The sequence below is a fragment of the Agromyces aureus genome (assembly GCF_001660485.1).
Classification (GTDB): Bacteria; Actinomycetota; Actinomycetes; order Actinomycetales; family Microbacteriaceae; genus Agromyces; species Agromyces aureus.
The window spans coordinates 3,262,236-3,282,392 of record NZ_CP013979.1 but is presented as its reverse complement, the minus strand read 5'-3'; the positions used below and the strand labels follow the sequence as shown (position 1 = coordinate 3,282,392).

At 71.7% G+C, this 20,157-nt stretch carries 18 protein-coding genes; 8 read left to right on the top strand and 10 right to left on the bottom strand.

All coding sequences use genetic code 11. The annotated features are described in order from the left end of the window. Positions 1-9: 9 nt before the first annotated feature. From ATC03_RS14655 to ATC03_RS14640, 4 genes are all read right to left on the bottom strand, one after another. Entirely contained in the window at positions 10-678 is a 669-nt protein-coding gene (locus ATC03_RS14655) for a GntR family transcriptional regulator (protein ID WP_067878628.1), read from the bottom strand. Then, positions 675-2,159, bottom strand: a complete 1,485-nt coding sequence (locus ATC03_RS14650; protein ID WP_067878626.1) for a fumarylacetoacetate hydrolase family protein — start codon at positions 2,157-2,159, stop codon at positions 675-677. Before ATC03_RS14650 ends, ATC03_RS14655 begins: the two co-directional genes overlap by 4 nt. 72 nt (positions 2,160-2,231) lie before the next feature. Continuing rightward, positions 2,232-3,053, bottom strand: coding sequence for an aldolase/citrate lyase family protein (locus tag ATC03_RS14645; RefSeq protein WP_067878624.1), 822 nt, complete (start codon positions 3,051-3,053; stop codon positions 2,232-2,234). Beyond that, complete coding sequence (locus ATC03_RS14640; protein ID WP_067878621.1) at positions 3,038-3,823, bottom strand: fumarylacetoacetate hydrolase family protein; 786 nt, start codon at positions 3,821-3,823, stop codon at positions 3,038-3,040. The genes ATC03_RS14645 and ATC03_RS14640 overlap by 16 nt, the downstream gene beginning before the upstream one ends. A 64-nt stretch (positions 3,824-3,887) precedes the next feature. Between ATC03_RS14640 and ATC03_RS14635 the strand changes: the two genes are divergently transcribed. Then, positions 3,888-4,967, top strand: a complete 1,080-nt coding sequence (locus tag ATC03_RS14635; protein WP_161490349.1) for a glycosyltransferase family 2 protein — start codon at positions 3,888-3,890, stop codon at positions 4,965-4,967. Between the two features lie 105 nt (positions 4,968-5,072). Here ATC03_RS14635 and ATC03_RS14630 read toward each other — a convergent pair whose 3' ends face one another. Continuing rightward, positions 5,073-6,809, bottom strand: a complete 1,737-nt coding sequence (locus ATC03_RS14630) for a thiamine pyrophosphate-binding protein (protein ID WP_067878615.1) — start codon at positions 6,807-6,809, stop codon at positions 5,073-5,075. 283 nt (positions 6,810-7,092) lie between these two features. Here ATC03_RS14630 and ATC03_RS14625 point away from each other — a divergent pair, with 283 nt between their 5' ends. The 3 genes from ATC03_RS14625 (at position 7,093) to ATC03_RS14615 (ending at position 8,653) form a co-directional block, all read left to right on the top strand. Beyond that, positions 7,093-7,923 carry a hypothetical protein gene (locus ATC03_RS14625; RefSeq protein ID WP_152030971.1) on the top strand — a complete coding sequence of 277 codons (831 nt, stop codon included), beginning with the start codon at positions 7,093-7,095 and terminating at the stop codon, positions 7,921-7,923. A gap of 6 nt (positions 7,924-7,929) precedes the next feature. After that, positions 7,930-8,247, top strand: coding sequence for a transcriptional regulator (locus tag ATC03_RS14620; protein ID WP_067878608.1), 318 nt, complete (start codon positions 7,930-7,932; stop codon positions 8,245-8,247). Positions 8,248-8,347: 100 nt separating this feature from the next. Beyond that, entirely contained in the window at positions 8,348-8,653 is a 306-nt protein-coding gene (locus tag ATC03_RS14615; RefSeq protein ID WP_067878604.1) for a hypothetical protein, read from the top strand. An 87-nt stretch (positions 8,654-8,740) separates the two neighbouring features. Here ATC03_RS14615 and ATC03_RS14610 read toward each other — a convergent pair whose 3' ends face one another. Next, a complete protein-coding gene (locus ATC03_RS14610) occupies positions 8,741-9,928 on the bottom strand; it encodes an FAD-dependent oxidoreductase (protein ID WP_067878601.1) in 1,188 nt (395 codons plus the stop codon). 105 nt (positions 9,929-10,033) lie between these two features. Here ATC03_RS14610 and ATC03_RS14605 point away from each other — a divergent pair, with 105 nt between their 5' ends. Together ATC03_RS14605 and ATC03_RS14600 are read left to right on the top strand one after the other, a co-directional pair. After that, positions 10,034-10,660 (top strand): PadR family transcriptional regulator, encoded by a 627-nt coding sequence (locus ATC03_RS14605; RefSeq protein WP_067878598.1) that lies wholly within the window; start codon positions 10,034-10,036, stop codon positions 10,658-10,660. Positions 10,661-10,976: 316 nt separating this feature from the next. Next, positions 10,977-12,461 carry a glyceraldehyde-3-phosphate dehydrogenase gene (locus tag ATC03_RS14600; protein WP_232338885.1) on the top strand — a complete coding sequence of 495 codons (1,485 nt, stop codon included), beginning with the start codon at positions 10,977-10,979 and terminating at the stop codon, positions 12,459-12,461. Positions 12,462-12,532: 71 nt separating this feature from the next. On the opposite strand, the gene ATC03_RS14595 is transcribed toward ATC03_RS14600, so the two are convergent. Then, entirely contained in the window at positions 12,533-14,575 is a 2,043-nt protein-coding gene (locus ATC03_RS14595) for a hypothetical protein (RefSeq protein WP_067878595.1), read from the bottom strand. 87 nt (positions 14,576-14,662) lie between these two features. Here ATC03_RS14595 and ATC03_RS14590 point away from each other — a divergent pair, with 87 nt between their 5' ends. Continuing rightward, a complete protein-coding gene (locus ATC03_RS14590) occupies positions 14,663-15,847 on the top strand; it encodes a thiolase family protein (protein WP_067878592.1) in 1,185 nt (394 codons plus the stop codon). Between the two features lie 118 nt (positions 15,848-15,965). Beyond that, a complete protein-coding gene (locus ATC03_RS14585) occupies positions 15,966-16,757 on the top strand; it encodes an SDR family NAD(P)-dependent oxidoreductase (protein ID WP_067878589.1) in 792 nt (263 codons plus the stop codon). Positions 16,758-16,866: 109 nt separating this feature from the next. Here ATC03_RS14585 and ATC03_RS14580 read toward each other — a convergent pair whose 3' ends face one another. From ATC03_RS14580 to ATC03_RS14570, 3 genes are all read right to left on the bottom strand, one after another. Further along, on the bottom strand, positions 16,867-17,877 hold the full coding sequence (locus tag ATC03_RS14580; RefSeq protein WP_084003527.1) for a permease prefix domain 1-containing protein: 1,011 nt from the start codon (positions 17,875-17,877) through the stop codon (positions 16,867-16,869). Continuing rightward, positions 17,874-18,281: a PadR family transcriptional regulator gene (locus ATC03_RS14575; protein WP_084003526.1), complete on the bottom strand. Its 408-nt coding sequence runs from the start codon at positions 18,279-18,281 to the stop codon at positions 17,874-17,876. The genes ATC03_RS14580 and ATC03_RS14575 overlap by 4 nt, the downstream gene beginning before the upstream one ends. 352 nt (positions 18,282-18,633) lie before the next feature. After that, positions 18,634-20,076, bottom strand: a complete 1,443-nt coding sequence (locus ATC03_RS14570; RefSeq protein ID WP_067878586.1) for a helix-turn-helix domain-containing protein — start codon at positions 20,074-20,076, stop codon at positions 18,634-18,636. Positions 20,077-20,157: the final 81 nt, after the last annotated feature.

The following is a 20,157-nucleotide window of genomic DNA, read 5'->3' as shown; positions in this document are numbered from 1 at the left end:
AGGTACAGGTCAGGCGGCGGGCGGATGCTTGTGGTCGGCCTGGTAGGCGAGCACCGCGTCGAGCGTGGCGGTGCGGTGGGCCCGGGCGGCGAGCTCGACGTCGAGCGGGTCGGCGTTCGACTCGATGAGGTCGAGGATGCGGTCGTGCTCGGCGACGGACTCGTGGGCGCGGCCCGGCACGAAGCTGAACGACGAGTCGCGAAGCACCTTCATGCGGTTCCATCCGCGGTGGACGAGGTCGAGGATGTGCGGGTTCGGGCACTCCTCGAACAGCACCGCGTGGAACTCGAGGTTGAGTTCGGTGAAGCGGTGCGGTTCGAAGTCGTCGAGGGTGCGGCGCATCCGCTCGTTGACCTCGCGGGCGCGGTGCAGGTGCTCCGTCGTGAGCGCCGGAGCCGACAGGGCGGTCGCGGCGCCCTCGACGAGCGCGAGGGTCTGCATGGTGTGCAGGTACTCGGTCTCCTCGATGAGGGCGACCTGCGCACCGATGTTGCGCTCGAACGTGACGAGCCCCTCGGCCTCGAGGCGGCGGATCGCCTCGCGCACGGGCACGACGCTCACGTCGAGCTCGCCCGCGATCGTGCCGAGCACGAGCCGGTACCCGGGCACGTAGCGCCCGTCGTCGATGCGCTCGCGGATGAAGCGGTAGGCGCGCTGCGACTTGCTCTCGGGCGTCACGGGGTGTCCTGCCGCTCGGCTTCGTAGCGTGCCCGCCACTCCGCGTTCATCGGGAACAGCCCGTCGACGGATGCCCCGCCCGCGACCTGTTCGGCGACCCACGCCTCCTCGGCCTCCTGCACGACCGCCTCGGCCACGACCTCGGCCAGGAGCTGCGGCGGGATCACGATCACCCCGTCGCCGTCGCCCACGATGACGTCGCCGGGCTGCACGGCCGCGCCGCCGCAGGCGATCGTGACGTCGACCTCCCACGGCACGTGCCGACGGCCGAGCACGCTCGGGTGCGGGCCCTGCGAGAACACGGGGATCTCGAAGCCCGCGACGGCGTCGAAGTCGCGGACGCCGCCGTCGGTCACGATGCCGGCCGCGCCGCGCACCTGGGCCCGGAGGGCGAGCACGTCGCCGACGGTTCCGGTGCCGCGCTCGCCGCGGGCCTCGACCACGAGTACCTCGCCCGGCTCGACGGTGTCGAACGCGAGCTTCTGCGCGTTGAACCCACCGCCGTGGCTCGCGAACAGGTCGGGCCGGAACGGGATGAACCGGAGCGTCTTCGCAAGGCCGACCAGGCGGTCGCCCGGGTGGTTCGCGCGCACGCCCTCGATGAACACGTCGTGGTAGCCGCGCTTGCGCAGCGCGACCGAGAGGGTCGCGACGGCGACGCCGCCGATCGCGGCGCGGAGCTCGTCGGTGAGCACGGACGGGGCGGATGCCGCGGGTGCCGTCGCCCGGCCGGCGGCCACGGCCGCTGCGAGCTCGGCCTCCGAGCCCCAGGCCTCGATGCGCTGGTCGTCGTCGATCGCGGGCTTCGAGCCGAAGTCGCCGAACGGCACGTCGCCCTGCGTCACGGTCGTGACGAGGCGGCCGGTCGACGGCGAGCCCGCGGCATCCGGAGCATCGACCTCGACCTCGACGACGTCACCGGGCAGGACGACCGAGGAACCCGCGGGCGTGCCCGTGAGGATCACGTCGCCCGGTTCGAGGGTGAGGTGCTGCGAGAGGTCGGCGACGAGTCGGCCGAACGGGAAGAGCAGGGTGTCGGAGGTGTCCTCCTGCACGAGCGCGCCGTTGACCCAGGTGCGCACGCGCCAGCCGCCCTCGTCGGCGACGCTCGCGGGGATCAGCACCGGGCCGAGCGGCGTGAAGCCGTCTCCGCCCTTGTTGCGCACGTTCGATCCCTTGTCGGCGGCGCGCAGGTCGTAGACGCCGAAGTCGTTCGCCGCGGTGACGGCGGCCACGTGCCGCCAGCCGTCGGCGGGGGAGACGTGGCGGGCGCGCTCGCCGATGACGATGGCGATCTCACCCTCGAACGCGAGCAGCTCGGTGCCCGCGGGGCGTTCGATCGTGCCGCCGGTGCCGGAGACCGACGACGCGGGCTTCAGGAAGTAGCTGGGCTGGGCGGGCGTGCGTCCGCGTTGCGCGGCCCTCGACGGGTAGTTGAGGTGCACGGCGATGATCTTGCCCGGCGTTGCGATGGCGGTCATGGACATCCTCGTCTGGTGATATCTGAAATGATATACGATCTGGGGAGATCGGCAAGCCCTGAGGGCGGCCGGTCAGTAGGAGGCGCGCGGTTCGCCCGAGGCATCCGTCTCCGGCTGCGGGATGAACCGGTCGGCGAGGGCCTCGGTGGCGCGGGCCAGCAGCGCGACATCGGCGCCGACGAACACGAGCGAGGCGCCCGCGGCGAGATAGCGGTCTGCTGCCGCGGGTGCGAACGCGTTGACGGCCGACGGCTTGCCCGCGGCCTGCGCGGCCGCGATGCCCGCGAGCACCGACGCGACGACCTCGGGGTGCTCCTGCTGCCCGAGCAGCCCCATCGATGCGGCGAGGTCGGACGGGCCGAAGAAGACGCCGTCGACGCCGTCGACCGCGAGGATCTCGTCGACATTCGCCGCGGCGGTCGCCGATTCGACCTGCACGAACAGCGTGATGGTCGACGACGCGTCGTCGAGGTAGCCCTCGACCCGGTTCCAGCGAGACGACCTGGCGAGGGCGCTGCCGACGCCGCGAATGCCGAGCATCGGATAGCGCACCGCGCGAACGATCTCGGCCGCCTGATCGGCCGTGTCGACCATTGGGACGAGCAGGTTCTGCGCGCCGATGTCGAGGTAGCGCTTGAGCGTGACCGCGTCGCCGAACGGCGGTCGCACGAGCGGCGCGACCGGATAGGCGGCGACCGCGTGCAGCTGTGCGAGCACCGACTCGAGGTCTGCGGGGGAGTGCTCGGCGTCGATGAGCACGACGTCGAGGCCCGAGCCGGCGACGATCTCGGCGTTGGTCGCGCTTCCGGCGCACGACCAGCCGCCGACGAGCGGGCGATCGGATGCCGCGATGCGGGCGCCGAGCGTCGGCGGGAGGGTCATTCGAATCGGCATGAGACGGTTCCCAACTCCCGGTAGTCGGCGTGCACTGTGTCGCCGCGCTCGACCCACATGGGCCGCGTGAACGACCCGGCGAGGATGATCTCGCCGGCCTCCAGCGACTGGTCGTGCTGGGCGAGCTTGTTCGCGAGCCACGCGACGCCCATGGCCGGGTGTCCGAGCACCGCCGCAGCGACGCCCGACTCCTCGATGGTCTGGTTGCGGAAGAGCAGCGCCGAGACCCACCGGAGGTCGACTTGGTCGACCTTCACGGGCCGGCCGCCGATGACCATGGCGCCCATCGCCGCGTTGTCGCTGATGGTGTCGACGATCGTGCGCCCCGGCATCTCGACGTGCGAGTTCAGGATCTCGAGCGCCGGCACGACGTGCGCCGTGGCGTCGAGCACGTCGAAGATCGTGACGTTCGGGCCGGCGAGCGGCTTGGCGAGCACGAACGCGAGCTCGACCTCGATGCGCACGTTCGAGAACCGGTCGAATTCGACGGACGCGCCCGACTCGATGACCATGTCGTCGAAGATCACGCCGTAGTCGGGCTCGGTGATGCCCGTCGCGACCTGCATGACCTTCGAGGTGAGTCCGATCTTGCGGCCGACCCGGCGGGCGCCGGTCGCCTCGCGCCGATCGGCCCAGAGCTTCTGCACGGCGTACGCGTCGTCGACGGACATGCCCGGGTTGCGGGCCGTCAGCAGCGGCACGACGGATCGCTCGCGATCGGCGACGAGCAGTTCGTCGGCGATCGCCTCGATGCGGCTGGGTTCGAGCACGGGGGAACTCCACTTCGTCGGGGCCTGCTGCGATCGTATACGATCTGTCGTCGACGCGCACCCGATGCATCACGTCACGCCGACAGCGGGGGACCTCGCGCGACGCCCTCGTCGGCACTACGGTTTCGGTGTGGGCGTGAGACGTACGATCACCGGGCCGGGGTCGCTCGCGAAGTCGTTCGCGAAGATGCGATCGAGTCTGGCTCGTTCCCAACGGTTCCAGATCGAGCCGTTCACCGGCTTCCAGCGACGGATCAATCGCGGCATCGACGTTCCCGGCCTTCCCCGTGGTCGACGTCGAGAAGGCTCCAGCTGGGCGATCTGCCTCGTCAAGAACGAGGAGGACGTCATCGAGTTCACCGTCCGGCACATGCTCGCTCAGGGCGTGGCCGGCGTCATCGTCGTCGACAACGGCTCGTCGGATCGGACCGGCGTCATCCTCGACCGTCTCGCGCGCCAGGATCGGCGGGTGCACGTGGGCGTCGACCGGGAGGAGCGGTTCTTCCAGGGGCGCAAGATGTCCTACCTCGCGCACCTGGCTTGGCGTGCCGGCGCGGATTGGGTCATACCGTTCGATGCCGATGAGCAGTGGTTCGCTCCAGGGCTCAAGTTGGCCCCCTACCTCGCGACCCTGACCGTCGACTCCGTTTCGTGCGAGTATCGCCATGTCTATCCGCTTCCCGGCGAGGAGTTGCTCGTGCCCGGGGGCGGCTCGTCGGTGCAGGTCGAATGCGAGCCCACCGGCTGGTCGAAGGTCGCGTTCCGCGCTCGCCGCTGGGTCTGGATAGACGAAGGCAACCACCGGCTCCTCGACGACGCCGAAGCACCGGGCCGCGGGCTGCAGATGCTGCACTATTCGGCACGTTCGCTGGGTCAGTACGCACGCAAGACGGAAGAGGGCGTGGCGGCGCTCGAGCGCGCCGGCATGAGTCAGGTGATCGGGTATCACTGGCGGCAGTGGGCTGTGCTGACCCCGCAGGAACGTGAGCAGGCGTGGCGCTCGTACCTCGACGGACACGCGGGCCTGCTCCAACCGGAGCCGGGGAACCGCGTCGTCGTCGATGATCCCGGCACGTGGCGCACCTGGGATCCCGAGCATCGGTTGACCCGGGTCGATTCCACGCCGGGACCGCCGCCGCCATAGCCTGCCGCCGCCATAACCTGCCGACGTCACGGCCGGTCGACCCGAACGACTCGCCGAGGCCCTCGCCGTCGAGCGTGCCGCGGGGCGGGTCGCCGCGGCATCCGCTCAGCTGTTCACGCGGATGATCTCCTCCTGGTACGGCGCGACGACCGTGCCCGAGATGCGGCAGTCGAGCAGGAGGAACTGGCGTTCGGCGACCGGACGCGACGCCCACGTCGCGAGCGCCTCGAGGTCGGCGAGCTCGCGCACGACGACGCCCTCGGCCCCGACGGCCGCCGCGAGTCCGGCGAAGTCCACCTCGGGGATCAGCATCGGTTCGCGAGCGAGGCCCTTGAGTCCGTAGAGGTTGATCTCGGCGCCGTACGCGGCGTCGTTCCAGACGACGGCGACGCCCCGGCCGCCCGCGGTGCGCACCGCGGACTCGAGGTCGGCGAGCGCCATGAGCCCCCCGCCGTCGCCCGTCGTGAGCACGATGGCCGAGTCGGGCTTCGCCGCCGCAGCACCCGGCACGCTCGCGAAGCCGAGTCCGATCGACTGGAACGCCGTGCCGACCATGATCATGCGGTCGGGCGAGGCGACCGGCCAGTACATGTTCGCCCAGCCGATGAAGTGCCCGCCGTCGGAGACGACGACGCGATCCTCGGGCAGCAGTTCGCCGATGCGCCTGGCGACCGCCCGCGGGTCGAGACGCCCGTCGTCGGCGAGGCCGTCGGGGCTCGGTGCGATCGGCTGTTCGCGGAGCGCCGCGATCTCGACCGATTCGCGCCATCCGGCGCCGCCCCGAGCCTGTCGAAGGGTTGCCTCCGCGCCGAGCGCGCCGAGCGCGCCGAGCGCGTCGAGCGCGTCGAGCTCCTCGAGCTCCTCGACGATCGCGCGCGCGACGAGCCCCGCGTCGCCGCGCACGAATCCACCGACGTGCGGATGCGTCGAGGCCGGCAGGATGTCGACCTGGAACACCCGCGTGCCCGGCGCGAAGAGGTCGCCGAACCGCATCGTGAACTGGTTGAGCGAGGCGCCGAACACGACCGCGACGTCGGCCTCGCGCACGAGCTCCATGGCGCCCTCGGCGCCGAAGCCGCCCGTGACGCCGAGATCGAAGCGCTCGTCGGGGAACACGCCCCGGCCGAGCGCCGTCGACGCGGTCACCGCGCCCGTCGCCTCGGCGAGCTCGCCGAGGGCGGCAACCGCGTCGGCGCCCGCGAGCCAGGCCCCGCGACCGGCCAGCAGGAACGGCCGACTCGCACCGGCCAACGCCGCCGCGATCTCGGTGACGACCCCGCCCGCGAACGGCCCGCGCGGTGCGAGCGGCGTCGGCAGGCGCAGGTCGGGGGCCGGCTGCACGGCGCCCGCGTCGAGCGCCGCGAGGTCGTAGGGGATCGCGAGCACGACGGGCACGCGGTACGAGAGCGCGTGCTCGATGGCCAGGATCGTCGTGGCCGCGGCATCCGTTCGCCCGACCGTGTACGTGCGCGCGCCCACGGCGGAGGCGAGTGCGATCTGGTCGACGTCCCACGGTCGCGGGCCCGAGGTCGGCTCGTCGCCGACCACGAGCACGAGCGGCACGTGGGCCTGCGCGGCCTCGGCGAGCGCGGTGAGCGTGTTCGTGAACCCGGCGCCGTACGTCGCGGTCGCCGCCGCGATCCGGCCGGAGGCGCGGAAGTGCGCATCGGCCGCGACCACGCCGCCGGCCTCGTGCCGCACGGCCGTGAAGCGCACCTCGGTCGCACGCTCGAGGGCGTCGAGGAAGTACGCGTTGCCGTTGCCCATGACCCCGAAGACGTGGTCGAGGTGGGCTGAGAGCGCGGCGGCGACGTGGGCGGAGACGGTGGTGGTCGTGGGCATGGCGAAGTCCTTCGAGAGACGGTGAACGGATGCTGATTCCGTATGTGTCTCGCGCGGCCGGCGACGTGTCGACCGGGCTTCGTGCCCCTTTTGCGAGCACCGGCGCACTGTTGCGCCTGAACGTGACGAGTATACGACCGTGATCGGCAGCCGACTCCGCGGCCGACGGCAGCGGCGCCGACCGTCGCCGCTGCGGGCGAACGCCTTGCGGTTCGCTTTCCGTCGTGCCTATAGTTTCCAGATGGAAAGCGAATCTTCGGCCGTACCCTCACCGCCCGGCGCGATGTCTGCTGCCGCAGCATTGGCGCAGGCTGCGACCGTGCGCGAGTCGGCCGAGCAGCGGGGGCCGTCGCGCGGGTACCTGGTGCTGCTCGTCGCGAGCGCCCTGTTCGTCTCGGGGTACGTCGGCGCGTTCCTGATCCTCGTCGCGGGGCAGAATCCCACGGATGCCGGTGGGTCGAGCTCGGCGGTCTTCCTCCTGCTCATTCCGAACCTGTGCTTCTCCGGGCTCGTCGAGGGTGCTCGGGCGCGTTTCGGTGTGCGCAGCCGCACGCCGCGCCGCGCGATCGTCGCCTACGTGATCCTGCTCGCAGCGTTCGTGGCGGCGGCGGCCGTCATGATCTTCGGCGTCGACCTTCCGGCCTGGTCGCTCGTGCTGTTGCCCGCGCTGCTCTTCGTGACGATGGCCGCCAGGCCCCTCCGCCAGCTGCTGCGGCCCAACGGAGCACAACCCGCCGAACGCTGGACGAACCTGCCGATGCGCGCGCCGGCGCGCGTCATGACAGCCCTCCTCGGTCTCCTGTTCGGGCTGCTCACCGCGACCAGCGCGCTGCCGGGCTTCACGTTCGTGACGCTGGGGGCGATGGTGCTCATCCTCATGACCATGGCCGCCCGCACGACCGAGTGGGGCTTCCTCGCGGTCGGCCACGCCTGGGGCCCGCTGCACTGGATCGCGTTCGGCCTCGTCTCCTGCGTCATGTTCGGCATCGCCGTGCAACTCGCTGCGGCGCCCGTTACGGTGCCGGTCGCGTGCGTGGCGGGCGCGTTCGTCTTCCTCGTCATGCTCATCGCCGCGCTGCTGCCGCGCACGCGCCGCGCCGGTCGCGAGCGGTAGCGGGCCGTGGCGCACGCGCGGCACCAGCTCGACGACGCGTTCCTCACCCCGGTGCGGTTCTCGCTCGTGGCCGCGCTCGGACGCGACACCGAGATGGACTTCGCGGCCCTGCGCGACCTGCTCGAGGTCTCCGACTCGGTGCTGAGCAAGGCGATCTCGCATCTCGACGGGCTCGGCTACGTCCGGGTGACGAAGGGGTACGCGGGCAACCGCCCGCGAACCTGGGTCGCGACGACCAGGGCGGGCGCTTCGGCGTTCGATCGGCATGTGCGGGCGTTGCGGGTCATCGCCGGGGGCGTGGGGCGCGACGACGAGACGCCGTGAACGGCGGTTCGACCGCGGCGTCCGAGCCCGGCATTCGATCGCGGACGACCGCGGCATCCGATCGCGAACGACCGCGCCCCGTGTGCGGCAGGATGGACGCGTGAAGACGATTCAGCTGCGCCGCTATGTCCTCGTCGATGGAGAGTACGACGCCTTCGTCGCATGGTGGGAGTCCACCATGCCGAGGGTCCGTCCCGCCGCCGGGTTCGCGATCGAGTTCGCCTACGGCATCCGCGAGTCGAACGAGTTCGTGTGGGCCGTGAGCGCCGAGGGCGACCGCGACGCCTTCCTCGAGCTCGAGGCGACCTACCTGGCCTCCGATGCGCGCGCCGCGGCGTTCGAGGGCGTGCCGCAGCGCGTCGCCGCCTACGACATCCGCTTCGCCGAAGACGTGTCGCCCGCCTGACCGGGCCGACCTGGCCGACCGAGCGAAGCGGCTGATCAGCCGACCCACCTGATCGGATGTCGCGTCGCGCCGTCCGCGCGCTGACGATCAGGCGCCGGCGCGACCCGCGTTCACCGCGTCGGCGATGCGGTACTCCCACAACCAGGCCGTGTCGGTGGTCGCGCGCGGCTTGCCGAAGTAGGCCCGCAGGAACGCGTCGCGAACCGGGCGGAACGCTCCGGGCGCCTTGCCCGAGCTGCTGGCCTTGCCCTGCGCGATGACCCGCTCGACGCGCGGTCTGCGCAACGCCTCGTATCGATCGAGCGCCGCCGTCACGCCGGTCGTGGAGCCGGTCGGGCCGCGGTCGGCCAGCAGCAGCCCGAGGGCGAGACCGTCTTCGAGCGCCATCGACGCGCCCTGTCCTGACGAAGGCGAAGCGGCGTGCGCGGCGTCGCCGATGAGCACCGCGGCCCCACGGTGCCAGACTGGAACGCGCGGGAAGTCGTACATCGGCCACGCCGGGTGGATCGGGTCGCTGGCCTCGAGGACCCGGGTCGCGACGGGGTCGTCGCGTCGCACGAGGTCGAGCAGCCTGCTGCGCCAGGTCTCGCCCGAGATGCCGGCGAGCTGCGCCCGATCGGGCTCGCGGCGCTCGGCGGGGTTCGCGAACCACCACACGTCGCCGTCGCCGGAGGCGAGCCACGAGAAGAACGTGTCGCGGCCGAACATCATGTGCATGAGCCCGGGCTCGGTCGGCACCTCGACGCCCGAGGCGAAGCCGCCCGTGTTGAGCAGCCCGAGGTACCTGGCCTTCGGGGCGCGCGGATCGAGGAGTGATCGCACGGTGGAGCCGATGCCGTCGGCGCCGACCAGCAGCGACCCGGAGGCGCTCGTGCCGTCGGCGAATCGGGCGGTCGCCGAGGCGTCGGTCGTCTCGAGCCCGACGATGCGTCGGCCGTGGTGGATCGGGATCCCGGCTTTTCGCACGGCGTCGAGGAGCGCGCCGTACAGCTCGGTGCGACGCACCGACATCGTGCCCTCGCCCATCGGGAATGAGGTGAGCGCGGTGCCGTCCCCGAGGCCGAGCTGCATGCGCGAAGTGGGGATGCCGGCGAGCGGCCGAACGCCCAGTTCGCGCAGCACGGCGACGCCGTTGACCGCGAGGGTGAGCCAGGCGCCGACACCGTCGGAGGGCGTCGGTCGGGCTTCGTAGACCGCGCTCTCGATGCCTGCGCGGTGGAGTGCCAGTGCGGCGGCGGCGCCCGCGACGCCGCCGCCGATGATGATCGCGTTCATGTCTCGTTCCCTCCCCGCCGACCTTTGCCGGTCGAGCTCGCTGCCATAGTCAATCATTAACTAATCGGGTATGCAACTATTCGGTCACGCAACTATGCTGAGCGCATGCCGCCCGCTGCGAATCGCCGGTCGCCGACCGCCCTCGTCGTGCTCGCGACGCTCGCCGAGCGCCCGTTGCACACGTACGCCCTGCACCGGCTGCTGCAGGAACGCGGCAAGACCGAGGTCGTCGCGATCCCCACGCGAGCGTCGCTCTACCCGGTGCTCGACCGGCTCCAGCGCAGCGGCCTGATCGCCGTCGACCGCGTCGAGCGCGAGCCGGGCCGCCCCGAACGCACGGTCTACCGCGTGACCGAACTCGGCGAGTCGACGGTCGCCGAGTGGCTTCGGCACTACCTCTCCAGCGAGTCCACCGAGCGGGCCGGGTTCACCGCCGCGCTCTCGTTCGCCATGCTCCTCCCGCCCGCCGAGGTCGCCGATGCGCTCGACCGGCGGCTGGCGAAGCTCGCGGCCGAACGTGCGTCGCTCCGCGACGGGCTCGCGGCGGGAGATGAACTCGGTCTGCCCGAGCTCTTCCAGCTCGACGAGCGGTACCGCATCGCGCTGCTCGACGCCGACCTCGCGCACCTCGAGCAACTGGTTCCGCGGCTCCGGTCCGGCGAACTGGCCTGGGACCGCGAGTGGATCGCCGCGGTCGCGGCACGCCTCGGAGCCGAACCGCCGCATGCGTGACCCCGGCTCGCCGCGGCATCCGACCCCCGAGTCGACCGCGGCATCCGATCACGCATCCGGCCTCACTGTACGTCGGGTCGTGGCGCGAGCGCAGCGATCAACGCGGTGTACAGCACGCGTCCAGGCTCCGGCATCGTACGATCGAGGCATCCCCCGGAAGTGAATGCGGCCGACGCTGCCCACCGGCATGCGCGTCCGCGGAGACTGGTCGACGACGCCCACCGCCTGTGCCTCGCGACCGAGAGAGAAGATCGTGAGCCACGAATTCGACGCCAGCCGTGCCCGATGGATCGCCCGAGAGGAGCTCGCCGAGCGGATGATCCCGCTCATCGGCGGCCTCTACCGCGAGCACGGAGTGGTCACCTCGATCCACGGCCGCCGCCTCATCAACCGCTCGCCGATCGAACTGCTGAAGGCGCACCGCTTCGCGCGCCAGGCCGGCGAGGTCGAGCTCGACCCCGCCGACACGATGCGCGTGCTCGAGGCGCTGCACGAGATCGCACCCGACCCGGCGTCGATCGACATCGCACGGCTCGTTTCGCGATACGCGGCGGCCGGTGCGGGCGAGGGGCAGGGCGAGCGGATGCCGCTGGCCGACTTCCTGCGCACCGAACTCGCGCCCGTGCTCGCGCCCGAGGCCGCCGACGGCGCGGCCCGCCCCGTGCGCGAGGGCACCGACGTCGTGCTCTACGGCTTCGGCCGCATCGGACGCCTGCTCGCGCGGATCCTCATCGCCCACGCGGGCGACGCCACCGGCCTGCGGCTGCGCGCGATCGTCGTGCGAAAGGGCTCGGCGAACGACCTCGTGAAGCGCGCGAGCCTGCTGCGCCGCGACTCGGTGCACGGCCCGTTCGCGGGCACCATCGAGGTCGACGAGGAGGCCAACACGATCCTCGCGAACGGCACGCTGATCCAGGTGATCCACGCGAACGACCCCGCCGCGATCGACTACACGGCCTACGGCATCCACGACGCGATCGTCGTCGACAACACCGGACGCTGGCGCGACGAGGAGGGGCTCTCGCAGCACCTCCGCTCCACGGGCGTCGCGCGCGTGCTGCTCACGGCGCCGGGCAAGGGCGCGATCAAGAACATCGTGCACGGCATCAACGACGGCGACATCGCGGCATCCGACCGCATCCTCTCGGCCGCGTCGTGCACGACGAACGCGATCACGCCCGTGCTGAAGGCCGTCGAAGACGCGTACGGCGTCGTGCGCGGGCACGTCGAGACCGTGCACTCGTTCACGAATGACCAGAACCTCATCGACAACTTCCACGCGGGCGACCGGCGCGGGCGCTCGGCGGCCCTGAACATGGTCATCACCGAGACCGGTGCGGCCAAGGCCGTCGCGAAGGCGCTGCCGTCGTTCGCCGGCAAGCTCACGGGCAGTGCGATCCGCGTGCCCACGCCCGACGTGTCGCTCGCGATCCTCAACCTGCAGCTCGAGCGCCCGGCCGCGAAGGACGAGCTCAACCGCTACCTGCGGCAGGTCTCGCTCACCTCGCCGCTGCGCCAGCAGGTCGACTACATCGAGTCGGCCGAGGTCGTCTCGACCGACTTCGTGGGCTCGAGCCGTGCGGGCATCGTCGACGGGCTCGCGACGATCGCCGACGGCACCGACGCGGTGCTCTACGTCTGGTACGACAACGAATACGGCTACTCGTGCCAGGTCGTGCGCGTCATCGAGGCGATGGCGGGCACGCACCCCGTGGTGCTGCCGGCGCGCGAGCCCGTCGTGCTCGCCTCGGTGTCCGCTCGCGACGACGTCGATGCCCCGGCGGAGCTCGTCGCCGGCTGACGCGACGCCGCCTGAGATGCGCGGATGCCGCGGACCGACGTGTTCGGCCCGCGGCATCCGTCATCTCGTGCTCAGCGGTCGAAGACGCCCAGGTTCTGCAACCGCAGCCGACCGACGGTCGAGATCTTCGTCGCGTCGAACGGCTGCGCCGCGACCGTCTCGCCCACCTGCAGCCCCTCCCGCACCCTGAGGGTCTCTGCGGTCCTGAGCGTCTCTGCGGTCCTGAGGGCTTCGGCGGTCTTCAGCGCCTCGGCCGCCTTGAGCTGCTCGGCGACCCGCAGGCCCTCGGTCACCCTCAGCGTCTCGTCCTGCTGGAGCTTCTCGGCCCGCTGAAGTGCCTCGGTGCGCTCGAGCACGACCGCGTCGCCGAACTCGATCTGCAGGCGCGCGATGTCGCGCCAGTCGAACTTCGGATCCGGTGTCGGCTTCTCGAAGTCCCCGGGCTTCACGCGGATGTCGAGGTCCTTGATGCGCCGGGTCCAGCAGGCGATGACCTTCGGGAGATCGTCGCCGTTGTACCCCTCGAACCAGCCCTCGGCCTCGAACCTCGTCTGCCCGATGGCCGCACCGGTCTGGTCGGCGACCGTGCAGACCACGTCGGCGCCCAGGCGGATGCCGCCCGGCGAGGTCAGCCCGAGCTCGAACGTCACGGGGTCGACCGTGGTGTCGACCGCGAACGTCGAGCCGTCGAACGGCACCTGCACGACCCCGTTCCCGCTCGGGACGGGCACCCCGCCGACCGTCCAGGTCGCCGTCGGCGCGGTCGCGGACGGCTGCCCGATCCCGCCGAACCCGACGGTCGACACCGTGAAGATCTCGAGCGTCGACGTCGCGTACGTGCCGCGGCGAACCGTGTCGCCGCAGGGCGTCTGCTCGGTCGTCTCGGTGCCGACGACGCCCAGGGTGTCTTCGTTGCGGAGGCGCGAGGCCACGGTCACCGTGCGGTTCGCCGGCCCGTTCGAGACGCGCAGGTCGACCCAGGTTCGGTCGTCGGCCACGCCGACGATCGTGACGGTGAGGTTGCTCGAGTCGACCGCCACGTCGGTATCGATCGAGTTGAGCGGCACGACGCCGCGGTACCAGGTGCGCGGACCGGTGCCGGGGACATCCGTCAGCGAATGCACCACGACGCCCTCGCGCGACAGGTCGGGCCCCACCGGATCGAGGCCGGCGTCCCACCCGGTGGCCGTGCGGAACTCGACGTAGATGCGGCCGACGCCGCTCGCCGGCTCGCCCGCGGGGTGCAGCACGAGCAGCGTCGGCTGTCGGCCGGCACCCTGGCGCGCGACATCCGCCGACGCGCTGCGCAGTCGAACCGAGACCGAGCCCGTCGTCGGGAACGGGCGCTCGACGACCGAACCGGCCATCGCGTCCGGCAGCTGTCGATGCAGGTGCGCGCGCGACACGTTCGGACCGGCGGAGCCGAATGCGCCGGGCGTCGGCCACCCGGCGACGGCCGTGAGGCTGCGCGTCGGCGACGAGTCCCAGCGCGGGCCCGCACCGAGCCACCGCTCCCCGAACGACGCCGACGACATCAGGTCGAACGGCGAGCCGTAGACCGGGTCCTCGACGACCGTCGCATCGTTCGGATCCCAGTCGGCCCCGTTGTTCAGCAGGCCGTAGCTGTGCTCGAAGCCGAGCACGTGCCCGACCTCGTGCGCCATGAAGGTGTGGTTGCTCGACGCGATCGGGAGCACGGCGACCGGGAATCCGCGCACGGTCGTGGCGCCGGCGTCGAAGCCCTGCGTGATCGTGGCAGCCTCACCGGGCAGCCCGGCCTTCGGATTCGGGATCTGGCGGTTGCCGGGGTACGTGAGCACGACCACGCCCTGGAAGCCGGCCAGCGGGTCGCTCCCCGGGAACTTCGCCCGCAGCGCGTCGATCGCGAGCTCGGCCTGGGTCGCTCGCCGCACGCTGTCGCCGAGGGTGATGTCCACCCACGGCATGAGGGCCGTGTCGATGAAGTCGAGGTGCTTGCGCGTGGTGTCCTCCCAGTACCGGAGCACTGAGGAGGAGCCGACCATGAGGAGGTCGATGAAGGGCTGGTCGCCGAGGGCAGGCGCGGCCGGGTCGTGCCGGGCTCGGATGATGGCGAGTTTCACGGGCTTCGTCATGCGCCGATCCTCCGGCGTGCGGCCGCCCCCGGCATCCGGACTACCCCTGAGCGGCGCGGGCACCGCGGGCCGCCGTAGGCTTGGCGCATGAGCGCCGAAGCCGTCATCGTCGATGTGATCCGTACTCCGGCGGGCCGGGGCAAGCCGGGCGGCCTGCTCTCGGGCGTGCATCCGGTCGACCTGCTGGCGGGCGTGCTCGACTCGCTCGTGAACCGCAACGACCTCGACCCCGGTCTCGTCGACGACGTGATCGGCGGATGCGTCAGCCAGGTCGCCGAGCAGTCGTACAACGTGACCCGCAACGCCGTGCTGGCCGCCGGGTTCCCCGAGCACGTGCCGGGCACCACGATCGACCGCCAGTGCGGGTCGAGCCAGCAGGCGGCGACGTTCGCGGCGCAGGCCGTGCTGGCCGGCCAGGCCGACATCGTCATCGCGTGCGGCGTCGAGTCGATGAGCCGCGTGCCGCTCGGCTCGAGCGCGGCCGGCGCCGACCCGTACGGCAGCCGCATCCGCTCGCGCTACCCCGACGGGCTCGTGAACCAGGGCGTCTCGGCCGAGCTCATCGCGGCGAAGTGGGGCCTCTCGCGCGCCGAGCTCGACGCCTACGCGGCTCGCTCGCATGCGCTCGCCGCAGTCGCGGGGGAGTCGGGTGCGTTCGCGACCGAGGTCGTGCCCGTGCCAGGCCTCGACGCGCACGCCTCGCTCGCCGACGAGACCGTGCGCCCCGGCACCACGGCCGAGGGGCTCGCCGGCCTGAACCCGGCCTTCCGCACCGACGCGCTGGCCGAGCGGTTCCCCGAGCTCGACTGGCGCATCACGCCCGGCAACTCCTCGCCGCTCACCGACGGCGCATCCGCCGCCCTCATCATGAGTGCGGATGCCGCAGAGAAGCTCGGACTGACGCCCCGCGCGCGATTCCGCTCGTTCGCCGTCGTGGGCAGCGATCCGCTGTACATGCTCACCGGCGTGATCCCGGCGACCGAGCGCGTGCTCGCCCGCGCCGGCCTCGGCCACGACGACATCGACGCCTACGAGGTGAACGAGGCGTTCGCGTCCGTTCCGCTCGCCTGGCTCGCCGAGACCGGGGCGGAGGTCGCGAAGCTCAACCCCCGGGGCGGCGCCATCGCCCTCGGCCACGCGCTCGGGTCCTCGGGCACGCGCCTGCTCACGACCCTCGTGAACCAGCTCGAGGCCACCGGCGGGCGCTACGGGCTGCAGACCATGTGCGAGGGCGGCGGCATGGCCAACGCCACGATCATCGAACGCGTCTAGCGAACGCGGACCCACCCCTCAGACCCGCACCACCCCTCGATCGGTCGCATGTGGTCGGAATGATGGACGTATTCCGACCACATGCGACCGAACGAACGAACGAAAGGACCCCGAACCCATGCAGCTGACCGACGCAGGCGCGATCGTCACCGGAGGCGCCTCCGGGCTCGGGCGGGGCACGGCCGCCGTGCTCGCCGCAGCCGGCGCCCAGGTGGTCATCCTCGACCTCCCCGGCTCACCCGGCGAGCAGACCGCGCAAGAGCTCGGCGATCGCGTGCGCTTCGCACCGGCCGACGTCACCGACGAGGCCTCCGTGCAGGCGGCGATCGACCTCGTGCAGCAGCGTGCGCCGCTCCGCGTGGCCGTGAGCTGCGCGGGCATCGCGACGGCCGGCCGCACGGTCGGGCGCGACGGACCCCTCGCGCTCGACGCGTTCGAGCGCACCATCCGCATCAACCTCATCGGAACGTTCAACGTCGCGCGGCTCGCGGCGGCCGCGATGTCGGCCAACGACCCCGTCGTCGTGCAGACCCTGCCTGGGGTGCCCGACACCGCCGAGCGCGGGGTCATCGTCAACACCGCCTCGGTCGCGGCCTTCGACGGCCAGATCGGGCAGGCCGCCTACTCGGCCTCGAAGGGCGGCGTCGCGGCCATGACCCTGCCGCTCGCGCGCGACCTCTCGAAGCTGCTCATCAGGGTCGTCACGATCGCGCCGGGCATCATGCAGACGCCCATGATGGCGGGCATGCCGCCCGAGGTGCAGGCCTCCCTCGAGGAGCAGATCCCGCATCCCTCGCGCATGGGCACGCCCGCCGAGTACGCCGGGCTCGTGCGCCACATCGTCGAGAACCCGCTGCTGAACGGCGAGACGATCCGCCTCGACGGGGCGATCCGCATGGGGCCGAAGTAACCGCTCGAACCTGCGCCCGCCGCGCCCGGCGGTGAACATGACGAGGGGCGGATGCCGCGGCATCCGCCCCTCGTCCTGCGCCGGTCGTCGGGCCGGGCCGACCCCGACCTCAGTGGTTGGCGCTTGCGCGACGCGGGCTGCGGTTGCCCGGGAAGTCGAGCGTGCCGCGGCCGCCGCCGCGCACCGCCTTGACGATGCCGTCGATCGCATCCCAGGCGCAGGCGGCGACGACGCCCGCGACGAAGATCACCGACAGCACCCACTCCGCATCGGCGTCGAGGTGCGGTTCGATCACCGCGAGGAACTCGGGGCTGAGCAGGCGGCCTTCGACGAAGAGCCAGACCGCCGGAACCGCGAACGCCGCATTCAGCGCGACGTTCACGAGCGCGTTCACCCAGTTCCAGTCGCTGCGGTAGATCCAGACGGCGAAGGCGGCCTCGAGCGCGATGAGCACGAACAGGTACGGCAGCCAGAACGACCACAGATCGGGCGCGAGCAGCGGCACCGCGATGCGCTCGCCGTCGACCCAGACGACGCCGAACTGCTGCCACACGACGAACCCGGCGGCGATCACGAGCCAGACCAGGCTCGCGATGAGGTCGGCGCGGCGGTGCGGGCGCCGCACCTCCGGCAGTTGCGGGAGGTGCTCGGGCGTCCAGCCGAGCTCGGCGTCGGTGCCCGTGCCGAACCGCTCGATCATGGCGAACACGGCGGTCGTCCAGAACGCGAGCTGCACGGCGACGTTGATGCCGATGCCGATCGCCGCGCCGATGACCTCCCAGCCGCCGCCCGAGATCACGAGGCCGAGGGCGGCGACGCCTGCGACGGTCGCCGGCACGAACGACTCGAGGAAGAGCAGCAGTCGCTTCCAGATCAGGAAGTAGCGCGGCCCGATGAGCACGAGGGGTCGGTCGCTGTACGTCGCCGCGAGCGATGCAGGGTGGCCGAGCTCGATGAGAGCGTCGCGCTCGGCGGTCTCGGGGGTCGAGGCACCAGACTCGATGCGGGCGTCGATCGTGTCGGCGATGCGCTCGGCGAGGTCCCTCGAGAGGTCCTCGCGCTGCGCCGCGGGAAGGCTGCGCGTGGCCGCGAAGAGGTAGCGGTCGGTGAGGTCGGTCATGATGCGTCTCCGGTGGTGTCGGTGCCGGTGGTGTCGGCGCCGGTGGTGTCGGCGGGGCCGTTGCCGCCCGCTTGGTCGGTGGTGAGTCCGCCGAGGGCGTCGTCGATGCGGCGCCAGTCGGACCTGAGGGCGATCGCGAGCGCGTCGCCGGTGGGGCTCGTGCGGTAGAACTTGCGGGGCCTCGCCTCGTCGGTGTTCCACTCGCTCGTGAGCAGGCCCTGCTTCTCGAGGCGACGGAGCAGCGGGTACAGCGTGTTCGCGTCGACGAGGATGCCGAGGCCGTTCAGCGACTCGAGCAGCGCGTACCCGTAGTCGGGCGTGCGCAGGCGCACGAGGCAGGCGAGCACGACCGTGCCGCGGCGCAGCTCCTGCAGGTGCGCGGTCGTCGTCTCATCGGGGTTCATGCGTCACACGATACTGTGTGGCACACACTATTGCAACAGTCACTTCATCGTGACGGATGCAGCGGCGACCGGTTCGGGCGGCGAGCGGTGTCGAATTCAGGAGATCCACGCGGTTTCCGGCGCGTCGGGGTTCGCACGGCGGCGTGTCGCCGAGGCATCCTGAATTGCGCACAGGTCGAGGGATCAGGCGGTCGGGCGGATGCCGCGGGCGGGCGTTCTGCGGCCGGGTGCGCGGCCGAACTCCGGATGTCGCGGCCCCGCGTCCGGCGTGTCGCGCGACGTCTGCGGCGAGTCGACGCCCGCATCCGGAGTTGCGACGTGGCACCCGATGCTCGGCGGCTGCGAGCCCTTCTTACTGCTCGGCGTGCGCCTCGAGGAACGCGTACACCTCGGCGTCGTCGACGCCCGGGAACGTGCCGGAGGGCAGCGGCGAGAGCACGTGCGCGTGCAGGCGCGCACTCGGCCAGGCGCGCCCGGCCCAGCGCTCGGCGAGCCCGTCGGGCGCCCGACGGCAGCACGCCTCGTCGGGGCACGTCGACACGGCGCGCAGGGTCGTCTCGCGGCCGCGGAACCACTTCGCCTGCGCGAACGGCACGCCGACCGAGATCGAGAACTCCGCGGCATCCGTTCGGCCGGTCTGCGTGGCGCACCAGAACGTGCCGGCGGGCGTATCGGTGTACTGGTAGTTCTCGGTCGTGCGGTTGGTGTGCTCGAACGCGGTGCGCGCACTCCACTTCTTGCACACCCACTGGCCCTCGATCGAGCCCGTGACGTCGGTCGGCAGCGGCAGCCCGTCGTTCTCGTAGCCCTTCAGCAGGGCGCCGTCGCCTGCCACGCGCAGGAAGTGCACGGTCATGTCGAGGGAGGTCGTGGCGAGGTTCGTGAACCGCAGCGCCGCGGCCTCGTGCGTGACGCCGAATGCGTCGCGGAAGTCCTCGATGGCGAGCCGTTTCTCTTTCTTGGCCTGCTGCAGGAACGCGACGGAGGCGTCGAGCGGCATCAGGCAGGCTGCGGCGAAGTAGTTGATCTCGAGCCGCTGCCAGAGGAACTCGTCGTAGCTGGCCGGCGGCTGGTGGCCGAGCAGGCGGTGCGCCATGGCCTGCAGCGCCATCGACCGCAGCCCGTGCCCGCCCGGGATCGACGCGGGCGGCAGGTAGATCCGCCCGTTGTCGAGGTCGGTGATCGACCGCGTCGAGTCGGGCAGGTCGTTGACGTAGATGAGCTGGAATCCGAGCCGCTCGGCCATGACGCTCACCTCGCGGTGCGTGACCGCGCCCGTGCGGTGGCCGGCGGCCCGCACCTGCTCCTCGGCGAGCTGCTCGATGTCGGGCAGGTGGTTCGCGCGCTCGCGCATGCGCTCGCGGAGGTCGGTGTTGGCCCGTCGTGCCTCTTCGGGCGTCGCGATCGCCTGGCTGGCGCGACGCTGCAGCTCGCGGTGCAGGCCCACGATCGCCTCGAGGGTCTCGTCGCCGATGCCCCGGCCCGCGCGGATCGCCGGCAGCCCGAGGCTCGCGTAGAGCGGACTCGCCTGCGCGCGCCCGAGCTCGAGCTCGAGCGCCGCGCGAGGGCTCGGCGCCTCGCGCGAGAGCAGGTCTTCGAGCCCGATGCCGAATGCCGACGCGAGCGCGTCGAGCGTCGAGAGCTTGGGCTCGCGCTTGCCGTTCTCGATGAGCGAGAGCTGCGACCCCGCGAGCCCGACGGCCTCGCCCGCCTGGTCGAGGGTCATGCCGCGCTCGCCGCGGAAGTGTCGGATGCGCTGACCCAGGGTCGCGAGATCGGTGGTTCCGGCCTTCATGCCTTAAGCCTATCGAAAGAACTCACATTCTTAACACCTGAATTGCTCGGTCGGATGTCGCAATCCGCCGCATTCTGGAAA

Excerpts from the sequence above, each read along its gene's own strand:
- ATC03_RS14650 (WP_067878626.1), bottom strand. The coding sequence starts at position 2,159 with ATGACCGCCATCGCAACGCCGGGCAAGATCATCGCCGTGCACCTCAAC.
- ATC03_RS14635 (WP_161490349.1), top strand. The coding sequence starts at position 3,888 with ATGCATCACGTCACGCCGACAGCGGGGGACCTCGCGCGACGCCCTCGT.
- ATC03_RS14575 (WP_084003526.1), bottom strand. The coding sequence starts at position 18,281 with ATGAACCCCGATGAGACGACGACCGCGCACCTGCAGGAGCTGCGCCGC.
- ATC03_RS14645 (WP_067878624.1), bottom strand. The coding sequence starts at position 3,053 with ATGCCGATTCGAATGACCCTCCCGCCGACGCTCGGCGCCCGCATCGCG.
- ATC03_RS14590 (WP_067878592.1), top strand. The coding sequence starts at position 14,663 with ATGAGCGCCGAAGCCGTCATCGTCGATGTGATCCGTACTCCGGCGGGC.
- ATC03_RS14595 (WP_067878595.1), bottom strand. The coding sequence starts at position 14,575 with ATGACGAAGCCCGTGAAACTCGCCATCATCCGAGCCCGGCACGACCCG.
- ATC03_RS14600 (WP_232338885.1), top strand. The coding sequence starts at position 10,977 with ATGATCCCGCTCATCGGCGGCCTCTACCGCGAGCACGGAGTGGTCACC.
- ATC03_RS14605 (WP_067878598.1), top strand. The coding sequence starts at position 10,034 with ATGCCGCCCGCTGCGAATCGCCGGTCGCCGACCGCCCTCGTCGTGCTC.
- ATC03_RS14610 (WP_067878601.1), bottom strand. The coding sequence starts at position 9,928 with ATGAACGCGATCATCATCGGCGGCGGCGTCGCGGGCGCCGCCGCCGCA.
- ATC03_RS14585 (WP_067878589.1), top strand. The coding sequence starts at position 15,966 with ATGCAGCTGACCGACGCAGGCGCGATCGTCACCGGAGGCGCCTCCGGG.
- ATC03_RS14570 (WP_067878586.1), bottom strand. The coding sequence starts at position 20,076 with ATGAAGGCCGGAACCACCGATCTCGCGACCCTGGGTCAGCGCATCCGA.
- ATC03_RS14630 (WP_067878615.1), bottom strand. The coding sequence starts at position 6,809 with ATGCCCACGACCACCACCGTCTCCGCCCACGTCGCCGCCGCGCTCTCA.
- ATC03_RS14625 (WP_152030971.1), top strand. The coding sequence starts at position 7,093 with ATGTCTGCTGCCGCAGCATTGGCGCAGGCTGCGACCGTGCGCGAGTCG.
- ATC03_RS14580 (WP_084003527.1), bottom strand. The coding sequence starts at position 17,877 with ATGACCGACCTCACCGACCGCTACCTCTTCGCGGCCACGCGCAGCCTT.